The organism is Streptomyces genisteinicus, from assembly GCF_014489615.1.
In the GTDB taxonomy this organism is placed as follows: domain Bacteria; phylum Actinomycetota; class Actinomycetes; order Streptomycetales; family Streptomycetaceae; genus Streptomyces; species Streptomyces genisteinicus.
Window position 1 is genome coordinate 2,062,607 of the sequence record NZ_CP060825.1, and the last position, 25,645, is coordinate 2,088,251.

General features: G+C 75.7%; 23 protein-coding genes and 1 riboswitch. Of the genes, 15 read left to right on the forward strand and 8 right to left on the reverse strand.

Going from position 1 to position 25,645, the window contains the following annotated elements:
• The first annotated feature begins 145 nt into the window (after positions 1 to 145).
• The gene (locus IAG43_RS09050; RefSeq protein ID WP_187740239.1) at positions 146 to 955 is read left to right on the forward strand and encodes a hypothetical protein; all 810 of its coding nucleotides are present in this window, start codon (positions 146 to 148) and stop codon (positions 953 to 955) included.
• A gap of 92 nt (positions 956 to 1,047) precedes the next feature.
• Here IAG43_RS09050 and IAG43_RS09055 read toward each other — a convergent pair whose 3' ends face one another.
• Positions 1,048 to 1,623 (reverse strand): hypothetical protein, encoded by a 576-nt coding sequence (locus tag IAG43_RS09055; RefSeq protein WP_187740240.1) that lies wholly within the window; start codon positions 1,621 to 1,623, stop codon positions 1,048 to 1,050.
• Positions 1,624 to 1,752: 129 nt separating this feature from the next.
• Between IAG43_RS09055 and IAG43_RS09060 the strand changes: the two genes are divergently transcribed.
• Entirely contained in the window at positions 1,753 to 2,043 is a 291-nt protein-coding gene (locus IAG43_RS09060; RefSeq protein WP_187740241.1) for a hypothetical protein, read from the forward strand.
• Between the two features lie 271 nt (positions 2,044 to 2,314).
• Here the strand turns inward: IAG43_RS09060 and IAG43_RS09065 are convergent, their stop codons facing one another.
• The 3 genes from IAG43_RS09065 to IAG43_RS09075 are packed head-to-tail and all read right to left on the reverse strand — an operon-like array spanning position 2,315 to position 5,490.
• A complete protein-coding gene (locus IAG43_RS09065; RefSeq protein ID WP_187740242.1) occupies positions 2,315 to 3,400 on the reverse strand; it encodes a prenyltransferase/squalene oxidase repeat-containing protein in 1,086 nt (361 codons plus the stop codon).
• Positions 3,397 to 4,137 carry a class I SAM-dependent methyltransferase gene (locus IAG43_RS09070; RefSeq protein WP_187740243.1) on the reverse strand — a complete coding sequence of 247 codons (741 nt, stop codon included), beginning with the start codon at positions 4,135 to 4,137 and terminating at the stop codon, positions 3,397 to 3,399. The genes IAG43_RS09065 and IAG43_RS09070 overlap by 4 nt, the downstream gene beginning before the upstream one ends.
• A gap of 39 nt (positions 4,138 to 4,176) precedes the next feature.
• Entirely contained in the window at positions 4,177 to 5,490 is a 1,314-nt protein-coding gene (locus tag IAG43_RS09075; RefSeq protein ID WP_187740244.1) for a glycosyltransferase family 4 protein, read from the reverse strand.
• 229 nt (positions 5,491 to 5,719) lie between these two features.
• Between IAG43_RS09075 and IAG43_RS09080 the strand changes: the two genes are divergently transcribed.
• The 7 genes from IAG43_RS09080 to IAG43_RS09110 all read left to right on the forward strand — a co-directional run bounded on the left by IAG43_RS09080 (position 5,720) and on the right by IAG43_RS09110 (position 13,624).
• Positions 5,720 to 6,352 carry a TetR family transcriptional regulator gene (locus IAG43_RS09080; protein WP_187740245.1) on the forward strand — a complete coding sequence of 211 codons (633 nt, stop codon included), beginning with the start codon at positions 5,720 to 5,722 and terminating at the stop codon, positions 6,350 to 6,352.
• 231 nt (positions 6,353 to 6,583) lie between these two features.
• A riboswitch (cobalamin riboswitch) is annotated at positions 6,584 to 6,660 on the forward strand.
• Positions 6,661 to 6,803: 143 nt separating this feature from the next.
• On the forward strand, positions 6,804 to 8,057 hold the full coding sequence (locus tag IAG43_RS09085; protein WP_187740246.1) for an SCO2321 family membrane protein: 1,254 nt from the start codon (positions 6,804 to 6,806) through the stop codon (positions 8,055 to 8,057).
• Positions 8,057 to 8,716 carry an SCO2322 family protein gene (locus IAG43_RS09090; RefSeq protein WP_187740247.1) on the forward strand — a complete coding sequence of 220 codons (660 nt, stop codon included), beginning with the start codon at positions 8,057 to 8,059 and terminating at the stop codon, positions 8,714 to 8,716. The genes IAG43_RS09085 and IAG43_RS09090 overlap by 1 nt, the downstream gene beginning before the upstream one ends.
• Positions 8,713 to 10,065 carry an energy-coupling factor transporter transmembrane component T family protein gene (locus IAG43_RS09095; RefSeq protein ID WP_425508583.1) on the forward strand — a complete coding sequence of 451 codons (1,353 nt, stop codon included), beginning with the start codon at positions 8,713 to 8,715 and terminating at the stop codon, positions 10,063 to 10,065. Before IAG43_RS09090 ends, IAG43_RS09095 begins: the two co-directional genes overlap by 4 nt.
• On the forward strand, positions 10,062 to 12,023 hold the full coding sequence (locus tag IAG43_RS09100) for an ABC transporter ATP-binding protein (protein ID WP_187740249.1): 1,962 nt from the start codon (positions 10,062 to 10,064) through the stop codon (positions 12,021 to 12,023). The genes IAG43_RS09095 and IAG43_RS09100 overlap by 4 nt, the downstream gene beginning before the upstream one ends.
• On the forward strand, positions 12,020 to 12,907 hold the full coding sequence (locus IAG43_RS09105) for an ECF transporter S component (RefSeq protein WP_246574183.1): 888 nt from the start codon (positions 12,020 to 12,022) through the stop codon (positions 12,905 to 12,907). Before IAG43_RS09100 ends, IAG43_RS09105 begins: the two co-directional genes overlap by 4 nt.
• 309 nt (positions 12,908 to 13,216) lie before the next feature.
• Complete coding sequence (locus IAG43_RS09110; RefSeq protein ID WP_187740250.1) at positions 13,217 to 13,624, forward strand: aggregation-promoting factor C-terminal-like domain-containing protein; 408 nt, start codon at positions 13,217 to 13,219, stop codon at positions 13,622 to 13,624.
• A 239-nt stretch (positions 13,625 to 13,863) separates the two neighbouring features.
• Here the strand turns inward: IAG43_RS09110 and IAG43_RS09115 are convergent, their stop codons facing one another.
• Positions 13,864 to 15,969, reverse strand: a complete 2,106-nt coding sequence (locus IAG43_RS09115) for a bifunctional glycosyltransferase 87/phosphatase PAP2 family protein (protein ID WP_187740251.1) — start codon at positions 15,967 to 15,969, stop codon at positions 13,864 to 13,866.
• A gap of 239 nt (positions 15,970 to 16,208) precedes the next feature.
• Between IAG43_RS09115 and IAG43_RS09120 the strand changes: the two genes are divergently transcribed.
• From IAG43_RS09120 to IAG43_RS09130, 3 genes are read left to right on the forward strand one after another with little or no spacing between them, the layout of a single operon-like run.
• A complete protein-coding gene (locus IAG43_RS09120; RefSeq protein ID WP_187740252.1) occupies positions 16,209 to 17,336 on the forward strand; it encodes a DUF2330 domain-containing protein in 1,128 nt (375 codons plus the stop codon).
• Positions 17,337 to 17,369: 33 nt separating this feature from the next.
• Entirely contained in the window at positions 17,370 to 18,044 is a 675-nt protein-coding gene (locus tag IAG43_RS09125) for an O-methyltransferase (protein WP_187740253.1), read from the forward strand.
• A 27-nt stretch (positions 18,045 to 18,071) separates the two neighbouring features.
• Positions 18,072 to 18,425 carry an antibiotic biosynthesis monooxygenase family protein gene (locus tag IAG43_RS09130; RefSeq protein WP_187740254.1) on the forward strand — a complete coding sequence of 118 codons (354 nt, stop codon included), beginning with the start codon at positions 18,072 to 18,074 and terminating at the stop codon, positions 18,423 to 18,425.
• Between the two features lie 296 nt (positions 18,426 to 18,721).
• Here the strand turns inward: IAG43_RS09130 and IAG43_RS09135 are convergent, their stop codons facing one another.
• Together IAG43_RS09135 and IAG43_RS09140 are read right to left on the reverse strand one after the other, a co-directional pair.
• A complete protein-coding gene (locus IAG43_RS09135; protein WP_187740255.1) occupies positions 18,722 to 19,339 on the reverse strand; it encodes a hypothetical protein in 618 nt (205 codons plus the stop codon).
• Positions 19,340 to 19,815: 476 nt separating this feature from the next.
• Positions 19,816 to 20,451 carry a hypothetical protein gene (locus tag IAG43_RS09140; RefSeq protein WP_187740256.1) on the reverse strand — a complete coding sequence of 212 codons (636 nt, stop codon included), beginning with the start codon at positions 20,449 to 20,451 and terminating at the stop codon, positions 19,816 to 19,818.
• A gap of 122 nt (positions 20,452 to 20,573) precedes the next feature.
• Here IAG43_RS09140 and IAG43_RS09145 point away from each other — a divergent pair, with 122 nt between their 5' ends.
• Positions 20,574 to 21,062, forward strand: a complete 489-nt coding sequence (locus IAG43_RS09145) for a GNAT family N-acetyltransferase (protein ID WP_187740257.1) — start codon at positions 20,574 to 20,576, stop codon at positions 21,060 to 21,062.
• Positions 21,063 to 21,126: 64 nt separating this feature from the next.
• Here the strand turns inward: IAG43_RS09145 and IAG43_RS09150 are convergent, their stop codons facing one another.
• Positions 21,127 to 23,202, reverse strand: coding sequence for an MDR family MFS transporter (locus IAG43_RS09150; protein ID WP_187740258.1), 2,076 nt, complete (start codon positions 23,200 to 23,202; stop codon positions 21,127 to 21,129).
• Between the two features lie 192 nt (positions 23,203 to 23,394).
• On the opposite strand from IAG43_RS09150, the gene IAG43_RS09155 reads away from it, so the two are divergent.
• Positions 23,395 to 24,618 carry a peptidoglycan-binding domain-containing protein gene (locus tag IAG43_RS09155; RefSeq protein ID WP_187740259.1) on the forward strand — a complete coding sequence of 408 codons (1,224 nt, stop codon included), beginning with the start codon at positions 23,395 to 23,397 and terminating at the stop codon, positions 24,616 to 24,618.
• Between the two features lie 291 nt (positions 24,619 to 24,909).
• On the forward strand, positions 24,910 to 25,572 hold the full coding sequence (locus tag IAG43_RS09160) for an HAD-IA family hydrolase (protein WP_187740260.1): 663 nt from the start codon (positions 24,910 to 24,912) through the stop codon (positions 25,570 to 25,572).
• Positions 25,573 to 25,645 lie beyond the last annotated feature (73 nt).

Here is a 25,645-nt window from a genome sequence, read left to right on the forward strand (position 1 = left end):
GGATACCGGGAGGACGGCCGGAACCGCCGGACGATAGATTCGCCTCTACGATGGGGAGTCCTCCCCCGAGCTCCGCGTCCGTGCACCCGCCCAGCGGGCGGCAGCGACGACCGCCCCGATGAGACGACCTACGAAGGACTGACACGTGAACATCCGCTCCCTCACTCGAGGCGATGGCGTGGTGATCGGAGCAGCGGTGTTGCTGTTCATCGCCTCGTTCCTCAAGACCTACGACGTCGGCGACGAAGGGCCGAACGCGTGGGACAGCCTGAACAGCGCCCTCGCCGTCTACATGGTCGGCGTGCTCGGCGCGGTCCTGATCGTCCTCTCCCGCACCCAGCCGCAGCGCAAGGTCGCGGGGATCGACCTCGGCCAGTTCGGTGTCGCGGCGACGGTGTTCGTCGCCTGGTTCTTCTTCTGGACCCTCATCGACCTCGACCAGATCGACGCGGGCGCCGGCCTGATCCTCGGCCTGATCGCCTCGCTCGCGCTCACCGGCGCCGCCATCGCGACCCCGCTGGTGGCCGCGCTGAAGGCCCCGCTCGTCGGCGCCCCGCGCCCGGCGGCCCCGCAGCCCTACGGCGGCCAGCCGCAGGGCGGTTACGGCTACCCCGGCGGCCAGCAGCAGCCCTACGGCGCGCAGCCGGGCCAGCCCCAGCCGTACGGCGCCCAGCCGGGTCAGCCGCAGGGCGGACAGCCCGGCCCGCAGGGCGGCGCCCCGGCGCCGGCCGACGCCTCGCAGGGCGGCGGCTCCTCGGACTTCGCCCCGTTCTGGTTCGCCGTGCCGGTGGCCCGTCCCCTGTACGGCGAGGACGGTTCGCCGTCGCCGATCGCCGAACTGGCGCCCGGCACCTGGTACCTGGCGGTGGAGCAGCGCGGTCCGGGCCTGGTCGCCCAGACGCAGGACGGCCGCCGCGGTGTCCTCCAGGACACCTCCGGCATCCAGCGCGGCTGACGCACCGCGCCCCTCGCGGCACCGGAAGGCTCCCCGCCCCTGACGGGCGGGGAGCCTTCCGCGTGTCCGGGGTGCGTCCCGGACACGGCCCGTCAGCCGCCCAGTTGGGACACGGACGGCACCTTGTCCCGCACCGGCGCGCCCACGCTCGCGCCCGCCTCCTTGACGTCCTCGATCACGGACTCGAAGGAGGCGACGTCGCCGGCCCCGGCCTCGCCGTTGCGCAACTTGGTGCCGAGCTCCTTGAGTCGGTCGATGCCCGCGGTGAGCGGGGCGACGGCCTTGGCGAGCAGCGGGTCGCCCTCGGCGTTCTCGGCCGCGGCCCTGAGCCGGTTGTAGGCGAAGGCGCCCGCGAGCCCGGCCTTGACGAGCGCGACGGTCCGGCCGTCGGCGCCCTTGGTGAACTTCCCGGCCCGGTACGGCTTCACGATCCACTGGTAGGTCGCTCCGGCGGCCAGTCCCGCGTTGGCGACGAACCGGGTCCTGGCGAACTTCTGCTTCTCGGCCGAGGGGCTGCTCGTGGCCGCCGTCGGGGCCGTCGCGGCGGCGCTGCCGCCCCCGCCGTCGTCCGAGCCGCACGCCACCGCGGTGCCGAGGAGGGCGCAGCACAGCAGGAGGGCGGGGAGGGTGCGGCGTATCGGGCCGGCGGCGGTCTCGGTGGCGGGCACGGGTCCTCCAGGTCGCTGGGGCGCACAGCCGTATGCGGACTCCCCCGACCCTGGCCCCGGCGGGGCCGTGCCGCCATCCGGGTGCACCCGATCGGGTTTCACAGGCGCACAAGAGGCAAGACGCGGTACATGACAACACGAGCTCGCAACACCTCGGGCGCGGCGAGAATCATCATCATCGTCGCGGACGTGATGGCCTTCATCATCGGCCTGTGGATCCTGATGTACCTGCTGGACGCCAACCGGGCCAACGACCTGGTCGAGTTCGTCCGGGAGTCGGCACGCTGGCTGGCCGGCTGGTCGTACGACCTGTTCACCTTCGACGAGGAGTGGGCACGGGTCGTCGCGGGCTACGGTCTCGCCGCCGTCGTCTACCTCTTCATCGGCCACGCCGCCGCGGGCGCGCTGCGCCGCCGCTGAGGCCGGGCGCGGTCCTGCCCCCGGCCGCACCACCCCCTCGTGCGAGGCGCGCGGGTACGGGGGCGGAGCCCCTGGCACAGGGGCCCGCGCCGGGCCAGGCCGTGTCCGACGAATGGCGCCGTCCACCCGGAGGGCGGGGCGCGCGGCATCCGGTGCGTGCGATCGCAAGGCGGCGGATCATCCTCGTACCGGGCGTACTCGGATGACTCCGACAACGCAGCGAGGGTGCGTGCCGGGCGTCGCGCGCCAGGCGGGATGTGTCGGACAAGGCCTACAGCGCCCCGCAGCACTCCCCGGGCCGCACCAGCCCGGAGGGCAGGCGCTCCCCGCCGAAGACCGCGACCGTCGCCTCGTCGCCGCCCAGGGCGGCCACCGCGAGCAGCAGCGAGCCCGCGGTCCAGGTGGTGCGTTCCTCGGGCCACATCGCCCGCTCGCCCTCGAAGACGTACCCGGTCCAGTACATGCCGTCGTCCGCGCGCAGGTGCCGGACGGACTGGAGGATCTCCAGGGCGCGGTCGGACTCGCCCGCGGCCCAGAGCGCGAGCGCCAGTTCGCAGCTCTCGCCGCCGGTGACCCACGGGTTGGGCAGGACGCACCGCACGCCCAGGCCGGGGACGACGAACTCGTCCCAGCGGGAGGCGATCCGCTCCTTCGCCGCTTCGCCGGTGACGGCGCCGCCGAGGACCGGGTAGTACCAGTCCATCGAGTAGCGGTCCTTGTCGAGGAAGCGCTCGGGGTGGTGGCGGACGGCGTGCGCGAGGGCGCCGAGGGCGAGTTCCCAGTCGGGCTGCGGCTCCTCGCGTTCCTCGGCGATGGCGAGCGCGCACCGCAGCGCGTGGTGGACCGACGAACTGCCGGTCAGCAGGGCGTCCTCGACCGCGGTGCCGTCCGGCTCGCGCTTCCAGCCGATCTGGCCGCCGGGCTGCTGGAGACCGAGCACGAACTCGACCGCCGCGTACACCACCGGCCACATCCGGTCGAGGAACGCCTCGTCGCCGGTGCTCAGGTAGTGGTGCCAGACGCCGACCGCGGCGTAGGCGCTGAAGTTGGTCTCGCGGCCCCGGTCGGTCACCTGGTCCGCGTCGCCGTCGTGGTACGCCGCGTACCAGGAGCCGTCGGCGTTCTGGTGCTCGGCGAGCCAGGCGTAGGCGCGGGCCGCCGCCTCGTGCTCTCCGGCGGCGTCCAGCGCCATCGCGGCCTCGGTGTGGTCCCACGGGTCGAGGTGGTGGCCGCGGAACCAGGGGATCGCCCCGTCGTCGCGCTGCTCGGCGAGGATGCCGGCGACGGTCTGCGCGGCCTGTTCGGCCGTCAGCACACCGGTGAGGACGAGGTGTTCGGCGCGGCGGGAGGTCGTCACGCCTCGGCCCCGGACAGACGGGGCAGGTGCGGCTTGGTCGCGTAGGCGACGAAGCTCTTGCCGATCAGCGGGTTGAGGGCCTGCTCGGCGACCCGGGTCGCGAGGGGCTTCTTCATGATGTCCCAGACCAGGAGCTTGTGGTACGCCTTGACCGGCAGGGCCTTGTCGTTGTCCACGCCGAACGCGCACTTGAGCCACCAGTACGGCGAGTGCAGCGCGTGCGCGTGGTGGGTGCCGTACGGGCGCAGCCCGGCCTGCTTCATCTTGGCGAGCAGTTCGTCGGCCCGGTAGATGCGGATGTGGCCGCCCTCGACTTCGTGGTAGGCGTCCGACAGTGCCCAGCAGACCTTCTCGGGGCCGTAGCGCGGGACGGTCACCGCGATGCGGCCGCCCGGCCTGAGCACCCGCACCATCTCGGCGAGGACGCCCTTGTCGTCGGGGATGTGCTCCATGACCTCGGAGATGATGACGACGTCGAACGACTCGTCCGGGAAGGGCAGGTTGAGCGCGTCGCCCTCCATCGCCGTGGCGGTGGCGCCCTCGGGGGCCTCCCCCGCCTCCTTCATCGCGGCGAACCACTTGGCGACCTCGCGGATCTCCTCGCCGTTCTGGTCGAGGGCCACGACCTGCGCGCCCCGCCGGTAGCACTCGAACGCGTGCCGGCCTGCGCCGCAGCCCAGGTCGAGCACGCGGTCGCCCGGTGCGAGCGGGAAGCGGGAGAAGTCGACGGTCAGCACGGGGGTCTGCCTTCCTGCGGGCGGAGCGTGAGGGGGTTCTCAGGTGGTGCGGACGGATGCCCGGGACGCGGCGATGGTCTCCCGGTAGCGCTCGGCGGTGCCGATCGCCGCCTGCTTCCAGGTGAAGCGGGCGAGGACCCGGGCCCGGCCCGCGGCGCCGAGCCGGGCGCGCAGCTCCTCGTCGCCGAGGAGGCGGCGGAGGGCCGCGGCGAGGGCGTCGCAGTCGCCGGGCGGGACGGCGAGACAGGTCTCGCCGTCGGGGCCCGCGACCTCGGGGATCGCGCCGCCGGTGGTGGCGACGAGCGGCGTGCCGGTGGCCATGGCCTCGGCGGCCGGCAGCGAGAAGCCCTCGTACAGCGACGGCACGCAGGCGACCTCGGCGCTGCGCACCAGGTCGACGAGCTCGGCGTCGGTGATGCCCTTGACGAACCGGACGGCGTCGCCCAGCCCGTAGCGCTCGATCGCCTGCGCCACGGGGCCGTCCTCGGCGCGCTTGCCGACGACGACGAGATGGGCGTCCGGGCGCTCGGTGCGCAGCTTGGCCAGCGCCTCCACGAGGTGGACCAGTCCCTTGAGCGGCACGTCGGCGCTGGAGGTGGTGACGATCCGGCCGGGGACCTGGGCGACGGACGGATCCGGCGAGAAGAGGTCGGTGTCGGCGCCGATGTGGACGACGTGGATGCGGTCGTCGCGGACGCCGAGGTGCTCGGTGATCTCCTGGCGGGAGGAGCCGGAGACGGTGAGCACCGACGGCAGCCGGCGGGCGACGCGCTTCTGCATGCGGGTGAAGCCGTACCAGCGGCGCACGGAGGCGCGGCGCTTCCAGCCCTCGGCCGCGTCCAGGTCGAGCTGCCGGTCGACCGTGATCGGGTGGTGGATGGTGGTGACGAGGGGGGCGCCGACGTCGCCGAGGAGCCCGTAGCCCAGGGTCTGGTTGTCGTGGACGACGTCGAACTCGCCGCGGCGGGACCGCAGATGGCGCCGGGCCCGCAGGGAGAAGGTGAGGGGCTCGGGGAACCCGCCGGTCCACATGGTGGCGACCTCGACGGCGTCGATCCAGTCGCGGTACTCGTCCCGCTTCGGGGTGCGGAACGGGTCGGGGCTGCGGTAGAGGTCCAGGCTGGCCAGCTCGGTCAGCGGGACGCCGTCGTCGAGCACCGGGTAGGGCTGGGCGCCGATGACCTCGACGCTGTGGCCGAGGCGGGCGAGTTCACGCGACAGATGGCGGGTGTAGACGCCCTGTCCGCCGCAGAACGGGTTCCCTTTGTAGGTCAGGAGCGCGATGCGCAGGGGGGCGTCGCCGTCGGCGGACGCGCCCGCGCGGGGCCCGATCTCTATGGCCTCTGCGGTCACCCACGGCCCCCTTCTCACTGCGTTCCGCCGGAGCGTAGTCGGTCGCGCTAATGTAGAACAAGTTTCAGACTTGATCGTTCAAGAGCTTCGAATCTACCGGCAGGTAGCGCAACTGTGACCGGCGGATCAGGTGATTCACGCCACGACGGACGCGCCGCGTGGGGCACCATGCCGGGCGAGCTCGACGCTGCGCCGCGCACGCGTCACCGCATCACCAGGGACGGAACAGATGACAGCGGAAGCCAGCGGGGCCGCGCCCGGAGCCATGCCCCTCACCGGCGGTGCACCGGCCCTCACCGAACGCCAGGAGGCGCGGCGGCGCCGCATCCTGCAGGCCACCACGCACCTGGCCTGCAGGGGCGGCTTCGACGCGGTCCAGATGAGGGAGGTGGCCGAGGCGGCCGAGGTCGCCCTCGGCACCCTCTACCGCTACTTCCCCTCCAAGATCCACCTGCTGGTCGCCACGATGCAGGACCAGCTCGCGCATCTGCACACCACGCTCCGCAGGCGCCCGCCGGCCGGCGACTCGGCGGCGCAGCGGGTGGCGGAGACCCTGATGCGGGCCTTCCGGGCCCTCCAGCGCGAACCCCACCTCGCGGACGCGATGGCGCGTGCGCTGACCTTCGCGGACCGGAGCGTGAGCGCCGAGGTCGACGCGGTGTCCCGGCAGACGGCGGCGATCATCCTGGACGCCACCGGCCTCACCGACCCGACGCCCGACCAGCTCTCGGCGATCCGGGTGATCGAGCACACCTGGCACGCCACGCTGATCGCCTGGCTCTCGGGGCGCGCGTCGATCGCCCAGGTCCGGGCCGACCTCGACACCGTCTGCCGCCTCATCGACCTGCCCCCGGCGGCGTGAGGCCCGTCGGCGGTCGGCCCGGCGGCGTGAGGCCCGTCGGCGGTCGGCCCGTCGGCGTGAGGCCCGTCGGCGGTCGGCCGCGGGGTACGGGGGCGGCCGGTCAAGCACCCGGCGGCGGGAAGCGGCCGGTACGGGCCGCGGCGGCGACGCCCGCGGCGGTGTGATCCGCGCCCCGTCCCGGCGCGGTGACCGGCCGGTACAGTGTGCGGGTCGTCCTCATTGCCCGTTCGGGGGGAAGCCGGTGCGAATCCGGCACTGACCCGCAGCCGTGAGCCCGCGGTGCGCACCGCGGGCGAGTCGGAATGCCCCGTACGCGGTCGTGACCGGCTCGTGCCGCCGGCGCCCTGCCGGCGGCCGGCACCGTCGAGGCATACGGAGCCGGAGCCCGGTGCCCTCGTGCGCCCGAGCCCGCCTCCCGCCGGAACCATCCGCAGGAGAGGCACCGCCCGCCATGACCACCGTCCGCCGCGGCTCCGCCGCGTTCGCCGTCGCCGCCGTGCTGGCGGCGGCCACCGCCCCGGCGGCCCTCGCCGCGCCGTCCCCGTCGCCCTCGCCGTCCGCCGCGCTGCCGTCCGGCCTGTACGGCACGGGCGACCCGACGTACGACGGCGTGTGGCGGCAGTCGCTCGCGCTGCTCGCCCAGGACACGGTCGGCGTGGTCCCCGCGGCGAAGGCGGTCGACCTGCTGGCCGGCCAGCAGTGCGACGGCGGCGGATTCCCCTCGTACCGGGCCGACACGTCGCAGCCCTGTGACGCGAAGCTGCCGCTGGACACCAACGCGAGCGCCGCCGCCGTGCAGGCGCTCGCCGCGCTGGGCGGCCGGGACGCGGCCGTCACGAAGACCACCGACTGGCTGAAGTCGGTGCAGAACAAGGACGGCGGCTGGGGCTACAACCCGGGCGGCGCCAGCGACGCCAACTCCACCTCCGTCGTGGTCGGCGCGTTCCGCGCGGCCGGCCAGGACCCGGCGAAGGTCACCTCGGACGGCGGCAGGAGCCCGCTCGACGCGCTGCTGACGTTCGCGCAGCCCTGCGACGCGAAGGAGGCCGGCGCCTTCGTCTACCAGCCGAAGACCCCGGGCATCGTCGCCGACTCGACCGCCGCCGCCGTGCTCGCCGCGAGCGGCCAGGGCCTGGCCGCGACCGCCGCTCCCGAGTCCCCCGGGGCGGCCACCGCCTGCGCCGGCGGCAAGGACCTCGCCACCGCCGCGCACAACGGCGCCCTCTACCTGTCGGGCGCCCTCGCGGAGTCCGGCCACCTCGACACGGCGCCGATGCCCGGCGCCGACGACTCCTCCCCCAAGCCGGACTTCGGCAACACCGCCGACGCGGTCGTCGCGCTCTCCGCGCAGGGGATGGCCGAGCAGGCAGGCAAGTCCCTGACCTGGCTCCAGCAGAACGCCGCCGACTGGGCGAAGGAGACCGGCCCCGCCGCGTACGCCCAGCTCGTCCTGGCCGCGCACGCGACCGGCGCGGACCCGAAGGCGTTCGGCTCCACCGACCTCGTCGCGGGCCTCAACGCGACCGGCCCCGCGCCCGAGTCGGCGAAGGACGCCTCCCCCAGCCCCTCGTCGGACAAGGGGGACAAGGACGACACGAAGGACGACGGCTCGCCGCTCAACACCTGGTGGATCGTCGGCGTCTTCTTCGTCGCCGCCGTCGGCATCGGGTTCCTGTTCAGCGGACGCCGGAAGAACCAGCTCTGATGCGTCGCCGGATCCTCGCCGTCCTCGGGCTCGGAGCACTGCTCGCGGTGCTCGCGGCCGCGCCCGCGCAGGCGGCCGGCTACCGCTACTGGTCGTTCTGGCAGAGCAGCGGCACGACCTGGACGTACGCGACGGAGGGCCCGGCCACCGCGCGCCCCGCCGACGGCTCGGTGAACGGCTTCCGCTTCTCCGTCAGCGAGGACAGCGGCGACTCGGCCCAGCCGCGCACCGCCCCCGACTTCGCGGCGGTGTGCGCGGACACGCCCGCGAAGGAGGGCTCCAAGCGGGTGGCGGTCGTCGTCGACTTCGGCACCCCCGAGGACGCCGTGCCCGGCGAGACGCCTCCCGCCGCCCGCACCGCCTGCGCCGTGCTCGCCCCGGAGGCGACCTCCGCCGAGGCGCTGGCCCAGGTCGCGAAGCCGCTGCGCTACAACGGCGACGCCCTGCTGTGCGCCATCTCCGGCTACCCGAAGGCGGGGTGCGGCGAGAAGGTGTCCGGGGCCGACCCGTCGGCCGACCCGGCCGCGCCGGACACGGCGGCCGGTGAGCCGTCGGACGGCCAGGGCTCCGGCCCCTCCGTCGGCGTGTACGCGGGCATCGCCGCCGTCCTCGCCCTCGGCGCGGCGGCCCTGTGGCAGTCCCGCCGCCGCCGCGGATGACCGCGCCGGACGGCGGGCCGGCGGGCCGGAACCCGGACGGCGCCCCGGCGGGGGGCGGCGCGGCCGGGGGCGGTGCGTCGGGCGCCCGTGCCGAACGGCTCGTGGGCGCCCGGACGCGGACGTCCGGGCCCGGGGAGACCCCCCGCACGGGCGCCCGCTCCCCCGAGGGCCGTCCCGCACGGGACCGGGCGCCCGGGCCGCCGCGGTCCCTGCGGGCGCCCGTGGCGACGCGGAGCAACGCGCTGCACGCCGGGGCCTGGTGGCTGTGGGCCGCCGGGCTGGCGGTGGCCGCCTCGCGCACCACCAACCCCCTGCTGCTCGGGCTGCTCGTCGGCGTCGCGGGGTACGTGGTGGCGGCCCGGCGGACGGACGCGCCCTGGGCCCGCTCGTACGGAGCGTTCGTGAAGCTCGGGCTGTTCGTGATCGCGGTCCGGGTCGTGTTCTCCGTCGCCCTCGGCTCGCCGATCCCCGGCACCCATCTGCTGTTCACGCTGCCCGAGGTGCCGATGCCCGACTGGGCGGACGGCATCCGCCTCGGCGGCCGGGTCACCGGCGAGCAGCTGCTGTTCGCCCTGTACGACGGGGCGAAACTGGCGACCCTGCTGATCTGCGTCGGCGCGGCGAACGCGCTCGCCAACCCGGCCCGGCTCCTCAAGTCGCTGCCCGGCGCGCTGTACGAGGCCGGTGTCGCGGTCGTCGTCGCGATGACCTTCGCGCCGAACCTGGTCGCCGACGTGCTCCGGCTGCGGACCGCCCGCAGACTGCGGGGACGCTCCACGGGGGGCCTGGCGGCGGTCGCCCGGATCGCGCTGCCCGTGCTGGAGGGGGCGCTGGAGCGGTCCGTCGCCGTCGCCGCGTCGATGGACGCCCGCGGCTACGGGCGCACCGCACAGGTACCGCCCGCCGTGCGCAGGACGACGGCCGTGCTGACCCTCGGCGGGCTGCTCGGCGTCTGCGCCGGGTCCTACGGGCTGCTGGCGGCCGAGGGCGCGGGGTACGCCGTTCCGCTGATGGCGGCCGGACTCGCGGCCGCCGCGGGCGGGCTGTGGCTGGGCGGCCGGCGCACGGTGCGCACCCGGTACCGGCCCGACCGCTGGGGCGTGCGGGCCTGGCTGGTGGCCGGATCGGGAGCGGCCGTGGCGCTGCTGATGATCCGGGCCGCCGCGCTGGACCCGGCGGCCCTGCATCCCGGCGTGGTGCCGCCGACCGTGCCCCAACTGCCGCTCTGGCCTGCGCTGTCGGTGCTGATCGGGCTGCTGCCCGCGTTCGTCGCCCCGCTGCCGCCCGCGCCCGCGGGCCGCGCCCCGTACTCCCCCGCCCCCGCAGGACCCGAGGAGCCGAGAAAGTGATCCGCTTCGACGACGTGACGGTGACGTACGCCGACGCCGGCGCGCCCACCCTGGAGCGGCTCGACCTGACCGTTCCGGAGGGCGAACTGGTCCTGCTCGTCGGCCCGTCGGGGGTGGGCAAGTCGACGCTGCTGGGCGCCGTGTCGGGCCTCGTGCCGCACTTCACGGGCGGCACGCTGCGGGGCCGGGTGACGGTCTGCGGGCGGGACACCCGCACCCACAAGCCGCGCGAACTCGCGGACGTCGTGGGCACCGTGGGCCAGGACCCGCTCGCGCACTTCGTGACGGACACCGTGGAGGACGAACTCGCCTACGGGATGGAGTCCCTCGGCCTGGCCCCCGGGGTGATGCGCCGGCGCGTGGAGGAGACCCTCGATCTGCTGGGCCTCGCCGAGCTGCGCGACCGTCCGATCGCCACGCTGTCGGGCGGCCAGCAGCAGCGGGTGGCGATCGGCTCGGTGCTGACCACGCACCCGAAGGTGCTGGTGCTCGACGAGCCGACCTCCGCGCTGGACCCGGGGGCGGCCGAGGACGTGCTCTCGGTCCTCCAGCGCCTGGTGCACGATCTCGGCACCACGGTGCTGATGGCGGAGCACCGGCTGGAGCGGGTGGTCCAGTACGCGGACCGGGTGATCCTGCTCCCCGGCCCCGGCGAGGCCCCGGTCACCGGCACGCCCGCCGAGGTGATGGCCGTCTCCCCGGTCCGTCCGCCGGTCGTCTCGCTGGGCCGTCTCGCGGGCTGGTCGCCGCTGCCCCTCTCGGTGCGCGACGCCCGCCGGCTCGCGCCCGCGCTGCGGGACCGGCTCGCCGGACGCGAACCCGGCCCGCACGCCGGTCCACCGCCACAGGCCGTGGGCCCGGCCGCGGCGGACGCACCGGCCGGCCCGGACTCCCGCGCGACCGACGCACCGAACGCACCGGACTCGCCCGCGGACCAGGGCTCCCCCGCCGCCGACACACCGCCTGCCGACCAGGGCTCGACCCCCGCCGTCGCACCGGACGCCCAAGGCTCCCCCGCCGCCGTAGCACCGGACGCCGGCCGGGACGCCGTGCGCGCGCCGGCCGCGCCCGTTGCCGGGGCGGCATCCGGGACACCGCCGCGGGGCGCCGCCCTGCGGCGGGCCTTCGCCCGGCTCGGCCGGCGCGGCGCTCGGGGCGGGCCCTCGGCCGCTCCTCCGGCGAGCGGCCCGGAGGCGATCGCCCGGGTCCGGGCGCTGGGTGTGCGGCGGGCGCGGATCGAGGCGCTGCGGCAAGTCGGCCTGGACGTCGCCGCGGGCGAGACCGTCGCCCTGATGGGCCGCAACGGCGCGGGGAAGTCCACCCTGCTCGCCGCGCTCGTCGGCATGGTCGCCCCTACCTCCGGAACGGTCGAGGTCGGGGGGCACGTGCCCCACCGCACGCCGCCGCGGCAGCTGATCGAGCACGTCGGCCTCGTGCCGCAGGAGCCGAGGGACCTGCTCTGCGCGGACACCGTCGCCGCCGAGTGCGCGGCCGCCGACCAGGACGCCGGCGCCGGGCCCGGCACCTGCGAAGCCCTGGTGGCCGCCCTGCTGCCGGGGGTTGCCGGCAGCACGCATCCGCGCGATCTGTCGGAGGGGCAGCGTCTCGCCCTGGCGCTGGCGATCGTGCTCACGGCCCGCCCGCCGCTGATCCTGCTCGACGAGCCGACCCGGGGGCTGGACTACGCGGCCAAGGCCCGGCTGGTGGAGGTGCTGCGGGGCCTGGCCGCCCGCGGCCACTCCATCGTGCTGGCCACCCACGACGTGGAGCTGGCCGCCGAACTCGCCCACCGGGTGGTGATCCTCGCCGACGGGGAGATCGTGGCGGACGGGCCCACCGCGGAGGTGGTGGTCTCGTCCCCCGCGTTCGCCCCGCAGGTCGCCAAGGTCCTCGCGCCGCAGCACTGGCTCACGGTCCCGCAGGTGGCCGCCGCGCTGGGTGAACGGGGGACGGTGTGAGCCGCGTCGCGGGCGGGCGGCGCTCGTCCGTGGCCCGGCCCGTGCGGCTCGGGCCCCGTTCGGTGGCCGCGCTCTGCCTGGTGAGCGCCATCGGCGTGGTCTTCTTCGGCTGGCCGCTGCTCGCCGGGCGGGAGTCGGGGCTGGCGGCGCACGCCGGGGACGCTCCGTGGCTGTTCGGCGCGCTGCTCCCGCTGCTGGTCGCCGTGGTCGTCGCCACGGTCGCGGACTCCGGGATGGACGCCAAGGCGGTGGCGATGCTCGGCGTGCTCGCGGCGGTCGGGGCCGCGCTGCGGCCGCTCGGCGCGGGAACGGCCGGGCTGGAGCCGATGTTCTTCCTGATGGTGCTGAGCGGACGGGTGCTGGGACCGGGATTCGGCTTCGTGCTCGGCTCGGTCACGATGTTCGCCTCGGCCCTGCTGACCGGGGGCGTCGGCCCGTGGATGCCGTTCCAGATGCTGTCGATGGGCTGGTTCACCATGGGAGCGGGCCTGCTGCCCGGTGCGGAGCGGCTGAGGGGGCGCGCGGAGCTGGCGATGCTCGCGCTGTACGGGGCGTTCGCGGCGTTCGCCTACGGCACGGTCATGAACCTCTACGGCTGGACGATCATCACCGGCATGGCGTCCGGCATCTCGTACCAGCCCGGCGACCCGGTGCACGAGAACCTGGTGCGGTTCCTCGCCTACGTGACGGCGACCTCGCTCGGCTGGGACCTGGGGCGGGCGGTCCTCACGGTGGTGCTGACGCTCACCCTCGGCGGGACCCTGCTGAGGGCGCTGCGCCGGGCCACCCGGCGGGCCGCGTTCGAGGCCCCGGTCGCGTTCGAGGAGCCTGCCGCGTGCGAGGAACCGGCCGCCGGGAAGGCGGAGCGGGCTCCCCGCGGGTGAGGCACCCCACAGGCCGGAGGTCCCGCAACGATCCCGCCTCGTAGTGCGCGGCGGTTCCCCCGCACCCGCTCCGGCCTGCGCGGACACCGCACTGCACACCGCGGGCCGTTCGGCCGACCTGCCCCTTCCGCCTCGTATGCCGGGGGTGAGCGCGGTCACGGCGCGGGGCCGCCGCCCCCGGCTACAACTGGTCTCGTCGCACGGCACCGCAGGGCCCCGGCCCGGCGCCCGCAGGGCGTGTGCCGCCCGCGGCCGGTCCGGTCCGGCCCCGGCCGCGCGACTCCCCCGTCCCCGACGTAAGGCAGTGTCTTGTCCCGTTCGCCGATCACCCGCTTCACCGCCCGCCACAAGTCCGTCGTCGCCGGCGCCGCCGTGCTCCTCGGGACGGCCGGCGCGGTGCTGGGGACGACCTCGACGGCCTCGGCCGCCCCTGCCTCCCCGCAGCAGATCGCGAAGAAGATGATGCCCGCCGGCGAGTACACCTGCTTCAGCAAGATCGTCGAGCACGAGTCCCACTGGGACCACACCGCGACGAACGCGTCCTCCGGGGCGTACGGCCTGGTCCAGGCGCTGCCGGGGTCGAAGATGGCGTCCGCGGGCGCCGACTGGAAGACCAACCCCGAGACCCAGATCGAGTGGGGCCTCGACTACATGAAGGACCGCTACGGCAGCGCGTGCGGTGCCTGGGACTTCTGGCAGAACAACCACTGGTACTGATCCGCCACGCGCCGGTCCGGCACGAGGCGCCAGGTCCGGCGCGGCGCGCGGACCCGGTGCGGCGCGCGGACCCGGTGCGGTGAACCGCCGTGGACCTGACGGCCCGGCTCGCGAGGGGCCCCGGAGCGACGACCGCTCCGGGGCCCCTCGCGCATGCCCGCTCCCCGGGACCGGTCCCGGACCGTGCCGGGTCGCGACGTTCCGCACCGCGGCACGCGTCCCCCGGGCCGGCCCCGGCGTCACGCACGCGTACGGGACGCCCCCGTCGCCCCGGCCGCCCCGGCACCGTCCGCCGCGTCCGCACCACCCGCCGTGTCCGCACCACCCGCCGCGTCGGCAGAACCCGCCGCGTCCGTCGTCCCGCCTGCCCGGGCGGGCGGCACCGACCGTGGCGGGATGTGCAGCTGCCGTCTGCCCGCCAGGACGTGCACGAGCCCGAAGCCGGCCCCGACGACCACCGCGCCGCCGACCGCGTCGAGGACCCAGTGGTTGGCGGTGGCCACGATCGCGCAGAGCGTGAGCACGGGGTGCAGCAGGCCGAGCAGTCTCGTCCACAGCTTCGGTGCGAGGACGAGCACCACCAGCCCGCACCAGAGCGACCAGCCGAAGTGCAGCGACGGCATGGCGGCGTACTGGTTGGTGACGGCCGTCATCGCCCCGTAGTCGGGGTGGGCGAGGTCCTGCGGGCCGTGCACGGTGTCGATGAAGCCGAGTCCGGGCATCAGCCGGGGCGGCGCCAGCGGGTAGAGCCAGAAGCCGAGCAGCGCGAGCAGGGTCGCGAAGGCCAGCGAGGTGCGGGCCCAGCGGAAGTCGGCCGGGCGGCGGACGTACAGCACGCCGAGGACCGCGAGCGGGACCGTGAAGTGGAACGACGTGTAGTAGAAGTCGAAGAACGCCTCCGCCCACGGCACGCCCGCCACCAGGTGGTTCACCCCGTGCTCGATGTCGATCCCGAGCGCGCGCTCGACGGCCAGCACCTGACGGGCATGGCCCTCCGCGGCGTCCGCACCGCCCGTGGCGGCGGCCCGGATGTGCGAGTAGACGGAGTAGCCGGCCCGGATGACCAGCAGTTCCAGCAGCAGGTTGGGGCGGCTCAGCGCCCGCCGCCAGAACGGCAGCAGCGGAACGGCCGCCCACCGGGCCGACGCGGGCCGCGCGTACTCGGTGGGCACCGGGCGTCCGAAGTGCGGGGAGTCCAGCCGGAGGAACGGGACGGCGCAGGCGGCGGCGAGGGCGGCGGCCAGCGGCACGTTGTCCCGCAGCGGATGGAGCGGCACCAGGTCGGGCAGCAGTATCGAGCCCGGCAGCGTCGACACCAGGACCACCAGGACGGGCCACAGCCGCCGGTCGCCCGCGCGGGAGCCGACGCGGCCGACGGCCGCGAGCAGCAGCCACAGCACCGGCTGCGCGGCCGCCGCCGTCGGGGAGACGGCGGCGGCCGCGCAGCCGGTGATCGCGACGGCGAGGAGCGGCTGGCCGTCCCTCGCGTACCGCACGGCACGCCGCAGGCCCAGGACCACGACGGCGGCGCAGAGCACGGCCCACAGGGCGGTCTTCGGGGGGCCCTCGACGCCGAGGCGCAGCAGCGCGCCGTACAGGGACTGGCCGGCGGGGCTGTCGGCACCCGCGCCGAGGCCGGCGCCCGCGACGTGACCGGTCCAGTAGCTCCAGGAGTCCCCGGGCAGCAGCGACCAGGCGAGTGCGGTCAGTCCGGCGAAGGTGCCCGCCGCGCCGACGGCGGCCCGGCGCCGGCCGGTGGACCAGAGCAGGGGCGCGAAGAGCAGCGCGGTGGGCTGGAGGGCCGCGCCGAGGCCGACGAGCAGCCCGGCGGATCTCTCCCCCCGCGCGGCAAGGCAGCCGAGCAGCACCAGGAGCACCGGGACGACGCCGGTCTGCCCCGGGTGGAAGCTGTCGCGCACGGGCAGCGACAGCATCAGCAGGGTGACGGCGACGGGGGCGGCCGGCAGGGTGCTGCGCCGCGACACCGGCACCGGCAGGGACCGGGAGACCACCAGCCCGATCGCCACGACGAGCAGCAGCGTGCCGAAGGTCCGGATCACGCCGGGGCTCTGCTGTGCCGAGTCGGCGAACGGTCCGAGCACGAGCCCGGCGAACGGGGTGCCGGTGAAGCCGCCCCCGTCGTACAGCGAACCGCTCACCTGGAGGAAGCCCCCCGGTCCGGCCCAGGTGGCCGGGTCGGTCAGGCCCCCGCCCGGTGGCCGGGTCAGGGCGTCCGCCGCCTGCCTCGCCGCGAGCAGCGCCGCCACCAGCCAGAGCGCCGCCCTGGCCGCGCCGATCCTCGAACCCGTCGTGTTCCCGCGCACGCCCTGCTCCGCGTTCACCACTGCGCGCCGCGCCTCCCCGCCGCTCGTCCGTGCGCCCGCGGGGTGTCCGCGGGGCGCCGTACCGCCCCTCGGTGGAGACGCGGGCGTCCCCCGCTCGGCCCGACCGTCACCTTGTCGACCATCCGTTCTGAGCCGCCCCGTCGCACCCGGAGGGGGCACCGTCCGTTCTCCGCGGCCCGGTCGCGCCCGGAGGGCCACCGGGCGGGAACCGCCGGGCGGGCGGCCCCGTCACTGGGGGTATGCGGGGGAACATACAAGAACGCAGCGTGTGCGCACGCCTGCTCACCGTGATGATCGCGCTCCTGGCACTCCAGTTCGGCTCGCTGGTCGCGCCGGCGCACGCCTGCGGCTGCGGCGCGATGATCCCGGACCGGAACGCGCAGATCTCCGTCGGCCGGGAGACCTCGGTGGTGGCGTGGGACGGGCGCACCGAGCAGATCGTCATGCGGTTCACCGTCGGCGGGAACACCCCGAGGGCGGCCTGGATCATGCCGGTGCCGAGCCGCGCCGAGGTCGCGCTCGGGGACGCCGCCCTCTTCGGCGAGCTGGTGCGGGCCGCGGCTCCGGAGCACCGCGAGCGCCCCTACTTCTGGCCGCGCGGCGGCGACTGGCCGTTCGACGACACGGACGGCGCGGGCGCGGGCGCGCCGCCGCCGGGCGGCGCGGGTGTGGACGTCGTCGGCCGGGAGCGGCTCGGCGACTTCGACGTGGCGCGGCTGGCGGCGACCGACCCCGCGGCGCTGAGCGGCTGGCTGGAGGAGAACGGCTTCGACCTGCCCGAGGGCCTCGACGCGGACCTGCGGCCGTACGTCGACCGCGGCTGGGAGTACGTGGCGGTCCGGCTCGCGCCGCGTGCCGGCGGGGCGGTGCTGCGGGGAGCGCTCGACCCGCTGCACATCACCTTCGCCAGTGACGAGCTGGTGTATCCGATGCGGCTGTCGCGCCGGGCGGCGACACCTCAGTCGCTGGGTCTGTTCGTGCTGGCCGCGCACCGGATGGAGCCGGTCTCCTCGATCGGCGGCCGGGAGCCGGAGGTCACCTTCGCCGGGAAGGTCGCACCGACCGGGGCGGTGGGCCGCCTGACCGGCGGCACGGAGCGGTTCCTCACCGTGCTGGACCAGAGCTTCCCCGACCCGGGCCGCATCGACGGCGACCACGAGCTGCGCGCGGCCGCGCACGACACACCCTTTCGGAGGGTGGTGTACGAGGACGAGCTGCTGACGTTCGCCGGAATCCCGGTCTGGCTGCTGACGTCCGGCGGTGCCGCCGCCCTCCTGGCGGCGGTCGCCGGGTGGACCCTCCGCACCCGCCGCGGGCGTGCCGCCGCACCCCCGGCCCCGGTGTCCGTGCCGCCCCCGGCCACCTGATCCGGCGGGCGGCGCAGGGCATAGGTTGGCCGCATGACGACTCAGGACAGGTGGAACGCGGTCGACCAGTACGTCACCGAGCTGCTGGCCCCCGCCGACGAGGCGCTCGACGCCGCGCTCGCAGCGAGCGAGGCGGCCGGGCTGCCGTCGATCGCGGTGGCGCCCAACCAGGGCAAGCTCCTGCATCTGCTGGCCCTTCTCCAGGGCGCGCAGCGCATCCTGGAGATCGGGACCCTCGGCGGCTACTCGGCGATCTGGCTGGCCCGTGCGCTGCCGGAGCACGGCCGGCTGATCTCCCTCGAGTTCGACCCGGCGCACGCCGACGTCGCCCGCGCGAACCTGGCCCGTGCCGGGCTCGACACGGTGGCCGAGGTGCGCACGGGCGCCGCGCTCGACCTGCTGCCGCGCATCGAGAAGGAGCCCGGCGCGGGCCCGTTCGACCTGGTCTTCGTCGACGCGGACAAGGTGAACAACCCGCGCTACGTGGAATGGGCGCTGCGGCTGACCCGTCCGGGAAGTCTCGTCGTCGTCGACAACGTCGTCCGCGGCGGCGCCGTCACGGACGCGTCGAGCGAGGACCCGGCGGTCACGGGGACCCGCGCCATGTTCGAGCTGGTCGCGAAGGAGCCGCGGCTGGACGCCACCGCCGTGCAGACCGTGGGCGTGAAGGGCTGGGACGGGCTGCTGGTGGCCCGCGTCGTCGGGTGACGGGACCGCTGCGGCAGGATGGGCGGCATGAGCATCGTGAAGATCAATGTGCTGAGCGTCCCGGCCGAGCAGCGGGAGACCCTGGAGAAGCGGTTCTCCTCGCGCGCCGGGGCCGTGGAGTCGTCCGACGGCTTCGAGTGGTTCGAGCTGCTTCGCCCCGTGGAGGGCACCGACCAGTACCTCGTCTACACCCGGTGGCGCGACGAGGCCGCCTTCCAGGCGTGGATGGAGGGCCCGATGAAGGCCGCCCACCAGGGCGGGCAGGGGGGCCAGGGCGGACCGGGCGGCGACGCGGCCGGTGAGCGGCCGAAGCCGGCCGCCTCCGGGTCCACGCTCTGGTCCTTCGAGGTGGTCCAGCAGGCGGCGCCCAAGGGCGCCTGAGCCTGAGCCGAGGGCGTGTCGCGGCGGCCCCTCCCGGCCCGGGACGCCCTCCCCCGGCGACCGCCGGGGGAGGGCGGATGCCGCGTCGTCGGAGTCGTCCGAGGACGCCCGGTACGGGGACGGCCCTCCGGACGTGCCGTCCCGGCATGCCGGGGCCGCTGCCTCGGGCCGCCCCGCGCGGTACGTGGGGCGGCCCGAGGCAGCGGCCTTCGCGGCGCGGGGCGCCGCCGTCGGGGGCGGGTGTCTCCCCGGCCCGCGCGGGCCGGGGAGACACCCGCCCCCCGCGGCGCGGAAGGTCATGCCCCCAGCAGACGCCGGGTGACCTCCCGGTAGTCGCGCAGCGTCTGGCGCAGCTCCTCGGTGTCGGCCTGACCGGCCGTCTCCGGGTCGCGGTGCCAGTGCTCCCGCAGGGCACGGCGGCGTTCCTCCAGCGAGGCGACGAGCTGCTTGCCCGCCTCGCCGAGCACGGCGTCGGCCTCCTCGACGGAGCCGCGCGGCTCGTCCACGAAGTGGGCGAGGGCGTGGTGCAGCCGCTCGTCGAGGCGGTCCCGCTCGCGGTCGGCGAGCAGGGAGTCGTGCCGCTCGCCGTGCTGCCCGCCGGCCTGTTCCGGACGGCCGTCGTGCTCCGCGCGACCCGGCCGGCTGCCGTGTTCCGCGCGTTCGGCGTGGCGGCCCTCATGGCCGGCGCGTTCCGCGTGGCCCGCGCGCCCGGCGAGGTCCGCGCGTTCGGCCCGCCCCGCGGTGACCGCCGGCTCCTGCCCGCGCGGCGCGGCGGGGGACGCGAGGGGGGCGTTCCCCTCGCTCCGGCCCGTGGCGCCGGTGTCGCCGGGCGGAGGGGCGGACAGCGGCGACTCGGAGAGCGGCGTGGCCGCCACCGGTGCCGCGGGCGTGTGGCCCGTGGTCTCCTGCTCCACGGGCGCTGTCCCGGCGCTCGTGTCCCTCGGGGACGCGGCGGCCCGCGGGGCGCCGGGGGCCGTCCTGGAGCCGCGCCCGGACGGGGAACCGGCACGACGCCCGGCTTCCGTCCCGGCACCGTGGCCGGCTTCCGTCCCCGCGCCGTATGCCGCGGTCCGTGCGCCGGCCGGAGGCTCGGGGGCTCCGGCCGGGTCCGTACCGTCCGTACCCCTTCTCGGGTCTCCGGTCCCGAAGACCGGACCGTGCCGGTCCGGGTCCGTCGTGGACGGCGGGGCGCCGGGGGCCGGCGGCGCGGGCGGCGGTCCGGCCGCGAGCATCGCGTCGGTCCCGCGCTGCCCCGGCACACGGCCCGAGGGGGCCTTGGTCTCCGGGACGCGCTGCTCCGGGACCGTGTCGCCGGTCGCGGGGGGCGTCGGGTGGTTCTCGGACGCGGGGGGCGTCGGGTGGTTCTCGGACTGGTCGTCGCGGCGGTTCATCAGGCACCACTCCCCTTCGGCTTGAGGACGTTCGGACGGCGCAGGGCGGTCTCCTTCGGCACGCGCTGCCCCTGGCGGGCGGGCGACACGGGGGCGCCGCCGTCCGTCAGGTCCTCGAAGAGGGCGCGTGCGTGGAGCATCGCCTCCCGCAGGTCCTCCGTGGAGGCCGCCTCGTGGTGCGCGGCGCGGCGGGCCTCACGGAAACCGTCGACGTGGTGCGGATGGTGGACGGAGAGCGCGGCGGTCTGCTCCTCGTGGCTCTCCGCGCCCGGGAAGCCCCGGGTCTCCGCGATCCTCGCCAGCAGCCGGTCGGCGTCGGCCACGGCCTGGCGCGGGGCGTCGACGAACCGCTCCTGGAGCGTCGTCCACTGGGCGGTGTACTCCTCGCGGACCTTCGGCTCCAGCGGCAGCGGCTTCAGGCCGCCGTACCGCTCGACCCGGTCCCGCAGTTCGCGGTCGGCAGCGGCCTCGTCGCCGTCGTGCCGGGCGAGGGTCCGTTCGTACTCGGGACCGAATCGCCTCCGCAGGGAACGCGTTCCGCCGCCTGAGCCCGTGCGCCGGTAGAGCAGGGCTCCGGCGGCCAGTGCCACGGCGACGACCGCGGCGATGATGAGAACTGTCATCAGGGTGGACATGGCTGCCTTCCTGGTCCGTCTCTCCTCGTTGGCCTTCCGTAACGGTGTGCACGAGCGCTCGTCACTGCGGATTGCCCCTAATTCGCGTGCCAAACCGGCCCGCGAACTGTTAGTCACCTCCCATGAGCCAGTGGACCCTCGCCCCGGAACGGTTCGACACCGCCGACGCCACCGCGCTGCGGCGCGCCTACTACGGGGACGTGGCGGGCAGCTACTGGCGCCGGCCGGCGACCGAGGCGGAGATCGACGAAGGGCTCGCCGACGACGGCGCCGAGCTCCTCGCCCCGCCCACCGGCCGGTTCGTGGTGGGCCGTCTGAGGGGCGAGCCCGCCGCCTGCGGCGGGGTCCTGCTGCTGGACGGCGGGCGGGCGGAACTCACCCGGGTGTTCGTGCGGCCCGCCTTCCGGGGCCGCTCCGGAGCCGGGCTGCTGATGGAGTGCCTGGAGCACCAGGCGCGGTCCCTCGGCGCCGACCGCATGGTGCTCAGCACCCGGCTCGACCTGACGGCGGCCAGGTCGCTCTACGTGCGGCACGGGTACGCGGAGATCCCGGCCTACTGCACGGGGCCCTACAGGGAGATCTGGTACGGCAAGGACCTGAAGGACCGGTAGGCGCCCGGCGCCGGGGCGGCCGGGCGGGGCCATCCGGGCGGGGCCGTCCGGGCGGCCGCGGGGCTCAGTGGCGGCGCGGGTACCCGGCCGCGGGGCGCTCGTGGTCCTGGCGGACGTGGTCGTGCGGACCCTCCGCGTCGGAACCGCAGAGTTCGGCGTTGAGCTCGCGCACCAGCTGGATCAGGTCGGTGGGACGGTCGGGCCCCCACCAGTCGCCGAGCAGCTCCGCCAGGGACTCCTCCCGGGCGTCGGAGAGCCGGGCGGCGACCAGGGCCCCCTCGTCGGTGAGCAGCAGGTCGAGGCCTTCGCGCCGGGCCAGCCCGCGGCCCTCGATCTGCCGGGCGGCATCGGTGATCGCGCGCAGCGGCACGGGGGTCTGCTCGGCGAGGCGGGCCGGTTCGACGACGCCGTGGCGGCGGATGCGCAGCAGCAGCCAGCCGGCCGCCGGGAGCAGGTCGCCGTATCCGGCGCGGGCGGTGATCTTCTCGTAGATCCGCTTCCTGCCGTCCCGGGAGCCGAGGACGGACAGGGCTCGGGCGACCTCGTCGTGGGAGGAGCGCTCGACCGGGTTGGAGGCGAGCGTCTGGCTGGTGTCGGGCGCGGTGACCGAGCCGCGCAGCTTGTCCTCCTTGAGGAACCAGGCGACCACGAAGGCGAGGACCACGACCGGCACGGCGTAGAGGAAGACGTCCGTGATGGACGTCGCGTAGGCGTGCACCACCGGTGCGCGGAGCTGGGCGGGCAGTTCCGCGATCGCCCGCGGGTCGGCCGCCAGCTCCGCCGCGCCCGCGCCGGGCGGCACCTGCTGCCCCGCGAGCGCGTCGGAGAGCTTGGTCTCCAGCCGGTTGGTGAAGACGGTGCCGAAGATCGCGACGCCGAAGGAGGCCCCGATGGACCGGAAGAACGTGGCGCCCGAGGTGGCCACGCCCAGGTCCTCGTAGCCGACGGAGTTCTGCACGACGAGCACCAGGACCTGCATGACCAGGCCGAGCCCGGCGCCGAAGACGAAGAAGCAGAGGCCGAGCTGCCAGTCGGAGCTGTCCTCGGTGAGCAGGTGGAGCAGGAGGAGGCCGATCGCGGTGACGGCGGTGCCGGCGATCGGGAAGACCTTCCACCGCCCGGTGCGGCTGACGAGCTGGCCGGAGACGGTGGAGGTGAGCAGCATGCCGAACACCATGGGCAGCATGTGGACGCCGGACATCGTCGGCGACACCCCGCGCACGATCTGGAGGAACGTCGGCAGGTAGGTCATCGCGCCGAACATGGCGAAGCCGATGATGAAACTGATGACGGCGACGAGCGTGAAGGTGCGGATCCGGAACAGCTTCAGCGGCAGCACCGGTTCGGCCGCCCGGCGCTCCACGGCGACGAACGCGACCAGCAGCACCGCGCCGAGCACGGCCAGTCCGATGATCTGCGGCGAGCCCCAGGCCCAGGTCGTGCCGCCGAGCGAGGCGACGAGGACGAGGCAGGTGGCGACGGAGGCGATGAGGAACGTGCCGAGGTAGTCGATGGTGTGCCGCTGGGACCGGACGGGGATGTGGAGGACGGCGGCGATGACGAGCAGGGCGACGACGCCGACCGGCAGGTTGATGTAGAACACCCAGCGCCAGTCGAGGTGTTCGGTGAAGAAGCCGCCGAGCAGCGGCCCGAGCACGCTGGTCGCGCCGAACACGGCGCCGAAGAGGCCCTGGTAGCGGCCGCGCTCGCGGGGCGGGACGATGTCGCCGACGATCGCCATGGAGAGCACCATCAGACCGCCGCCGCCGAGGCCCTGGAGGGCGCGGAATCCGATGAGCTGGGGCATGTTCTGCGCCATGCCGCACAGGGCGGAGCCGATGAGGAAGATGACGATGGCGGCCTGGAAGAGCTTCTTGCGCCCGTACTGGTCGCCGAGCTTGCCCCACAGGGGTGTGGCCGCGGTCGAGGCGAGCAGGTAGGCGGTCACCACCCAGGAGAGGTGGTCCATGCCGCCGAGTTCGCTGACGATCGTCGGCAGGGCGGTGGCGACGATGGTCTGGTCGAGTGCGGCGAGCAGCATGCCCAGCAGCAGGGCGCCGATGGCGACGAGTACGGCGCGCGGGCTGTGCCCCTCGCCGGGTGCGTGGGGTGCCGGTGCGGAGCTGACGTCCTGGGCCATGCCGCGTCTCCTTTGCGCCATCGGGATGCGCTTCCCATCCATCGTGGTGGGTGCGCCCGCTTATGGCCTGCCGGGAGATCCGCCGGTGGGCGGCGGTCCGCGCACCTCAATCGCCGGGATCCGGACGCTGCCGTGGGGTGGGTCACATGCACGCTGCATAATTTGCGGCATTCCAAGGGGAGGGGACCGGCCATGACCGGAAACACATGCCAGGAGTGCGGCAGACCGCGGGCCGCGGACGGCGGCACGGGGGCCGTGTGCGGCTGCGAGGGCGCCGCGGGGGGCGGCGGCCGCGGGGCCGGGCCGCAGGCCCGTCCGGGCCGCGGGCGTTCGACGGCGGAGGAGATCGCGGCGGCGGAGGACTTCGATCCGCTGCGCATCCGCCCCTACGTGACGCTGGAGGCGCTGGACACGTCCGACGGGCCGGCGGACGGCGGTCGCGCCGCGTCCGGCACGCCGGGGCCCGCCGGTCACCTGCCGGGCGTGGACGCGCACGGCGCGCATCCCCCGGTGACGGCCGGCCCGGACGGTCACGGCGGCGGCCCCGCCGGCCCGTACGCCGGGGCCGCGCACGGGCCGTACGCGCACGGCGCCGCACCGGGCCCGCGCGGGCCGGGTGCGCACGGACCGCTGCCGCACGGCACCGGCGGGGAGGGCGATCACCCGACGGCCGTACTGCGCCCGGTCGCCGCCCCGCTGCCCGCCGAGGTGCCGGCCCCGGCGGACGCGACCCAGGAGCTTCCCCCGCTCACCGCCGGGCCGGCCGCCCCGGGAGCGGCTCCGGCGCCGCGGCGGTCGCGGCGCCGGGGGGCCGTGGCGCTGGCGGCGGCCGCGGCCTTCGCGGTCGCGGGGACGGCCGCCTACGCCTCGGGGCTGTTCGACGGCGGCGAGGACAGGGACCGGGTGTCCATGCCGGACCGGGGGAACGGTCCCAGCCTCGTCGTGGGGCCCGACGCCCCGCTGGATCCGCCGTCCCCGACGGCCTCCCCGTCGGCCTCCGCCTCACGGACGGCGAAGCCCTCGCCGTCCGCGTCCGCCTCCTCCTCGCCCACGGCCTCCGCGTCGGCGTCGGCGAGCCGCTCCGCCCCGGCGAGCAGCGCTCCGGCGCAGCCGCCGGCGCCCACGCCGACGGCGCAGGTCACCGGCACGGTGTCCGAGGAGCCCCCCGGCGGCTCCCAGGGCACCCTGCGGCTCGGCGACACCGGCTCCGACGTGCGGGAGCTCCAGCTGCGGCTCCAGGAGATCTGGCTGTACCCGCGGGACTGGCAGACCAACGGCGTCTTCGACACGAACCTGGAGAACTCGGTCAAGGTCTTCCAGTGGGACCGCGGGATCAAGGGCGACCCGCTGGGCGTCTACGGTCCGCAGACCCGGCGCGCGCTGGAGGAGGAGACGAGGGAGCCCCGGCGGCGGTAGGCCGTGGAGCCGGGGACGGAGCGGGCCGGGGCGGGGCGGGGGCGTACGGACGGACGGAGCGCGGGCGGACGGAGCCGGTACGGACGGAAGCGGCGGGGCGCGGGCCGACTCGGCAGGGGCGGTGCCGGCGGGTCCGAGGCCGGCGGGGGTGGTGCCGGCGGGGGCGGAGTTGGCAGGGACGTCCACTTTTTGTATCGTGAAGGAACAAAGTGGTTCCGCCCGTACTCCCTGACCGGCGGGCGAAGCCGCTTGTCCTCTTTGCCCGCGCCCCGCGCCTCTGGAGCCCCACCGATGCAGGCCACTTCCCCCGTCCTCACCGCCCGGGCCGTCCTCCTCGACATGGACGGCACCATCGTCAACTCCGACGCGGTGGTGGAACGCTGCTGGCGGGCGTGGGCCCTGCGGCAGGGTCTCGACCCGGCCGAGGTGCTGAAGGTCGTCCACGGCCGGCAGGGTCACGCGACGATGGCGATCCTCCTCCCGAACCGCCCGGCGGCGGAGAACCACGCCGACAACCGGGAACTCCTCGCCCAGGAGACCGCCGACGTCGAGGGCGTCGTCCCCGTCGGCGGCGCCCCTGCCTTCATGGCGGCCCTCGCCGGATTTCCCCACGCGCTGGTGACCTCGGCGGACGCCGCCCTCGCCACCGCCCGGATGAACGCGGCCGGCCTGCCGATGCCGGCGGTGCGGGTGACCGCGGAGAGCGTGGGCGCCAGCAAGCCCGACCCCGAGGGCTTCCTCAAGGGCGCCGCCGAGCTCGGCTACGCGCCCGCCGACTGCGTCGCCTTCGAGGACTCCGAGGCGGGCATCGCGGCGGCCCGCGCCGCCGGCATGCGCGTGGTCGGCGTGGGACCCCGCGCCGCCGCGTTCGCCCCCGATCTGCACGTCGCGGACCTGGACGGCCTCAGCCTGACCGCACACGCGGACGGCACCGTCGAACTGCGCGCCGCATAGGCGCGGGGGCCCGCACCCCCACCCCGTACGGCTCCCCGCGGCTCCCCGCCGGGAGCCGTTCGCATGCCGGTGG

Bases quoted from the DNA above. Each gene is read 5' to 3' on its own strand.
- IAG43_RS09060 (WP_187740241.1), top strand. From the start codon at position 1,753: ATGACAACACGAGCTCGCAACACCTCGGGCGCGGCGAGAATCATCATC.
- IAG43_RS09080 (WP_187740245.1), top strand. From the start codon at position 5,720: ATGACAGCGGAAGCCAGCGGGGCCGCGCCCGGAGCCATGCCCCTCACC.
- IAG43_RS09085 (WP_187740246.1), top strand. From the start codon at position 6,804: ATGACCACCGTCCGCCGCGGCTCCGCCGCGTTCGCCGTCGCCGCCGTG.
- IAG43_RS09090 (WP_187740247.1), top strand. From the start codon at position 8,057: ATGCGTCGCCGGATCCTCGCCGTCCTCGGGCTCGGAGCACTGCTCGCG.
- IAG43_RS09095 (WP_425508583.1), top strand. From the start codon at position 8,713: ATGACCGCGCCGGACGGCGGGCCGGCGGGCCGGAACCCGGACGGCGCC.
- IAG43_RS09120 (WP_187740252.1), top strand. From the start codon at position 16,209: ATGCGGGGGAACATACAAGAACGCAGCGTGTGCGCACGCCTGCTCACC.
- IAG43_RS09125 (WP_187740253.1), top strand. From the start codon at position 17,370: ATGACGACTCAGGACAGGTGGAACGCGGTCGACCAGTACGTCACCGAG.
- IAG43_RS09130 (WP_187740254.1), top strand. From the start codon at position 18,072: ATGAGCATCGTGAAGATCAATGTGCTGAGCGTCCCGGCCGAGCAGCGG.
- IAG43_RS09140 (WP_187740256.1), bottom strand. From the start codon at position 20,451: ATGTCCACCCTGATGACAGTTCTCATCATCGCCGCGGTCGTCGCCGTG.
- IAG43_RS09145 (WP_187740257.1), top strand. From the start codon at position 20,574: ATGAGCCAGTGGACCCTCGCCCCGGAACGGTTCGACACCGCCGACGCC.
- IAG43_RS09150 (WP_187740258.1), bottom strand. From the start codon at position 23,202: ATGGCCCAGGACGTCAGCTCCGCACCGGCACCCCACGCACCCGGCGAG.
- IAG43_RS09155 (WP_187740259.1), top strand. From the start codon at position 23,395: ATGACCGGAAACACATGCCAGGAGTGCGGCAGACCGCGGGCCGCGGAC.
- IAG43_RS09160 (WP_187740260.1), top strand. From the start codon at position 24,910: ATGCAGGCCACTTCCCCCGTCCTCACCGCCCGGGCCGTCCTCCTCGAC.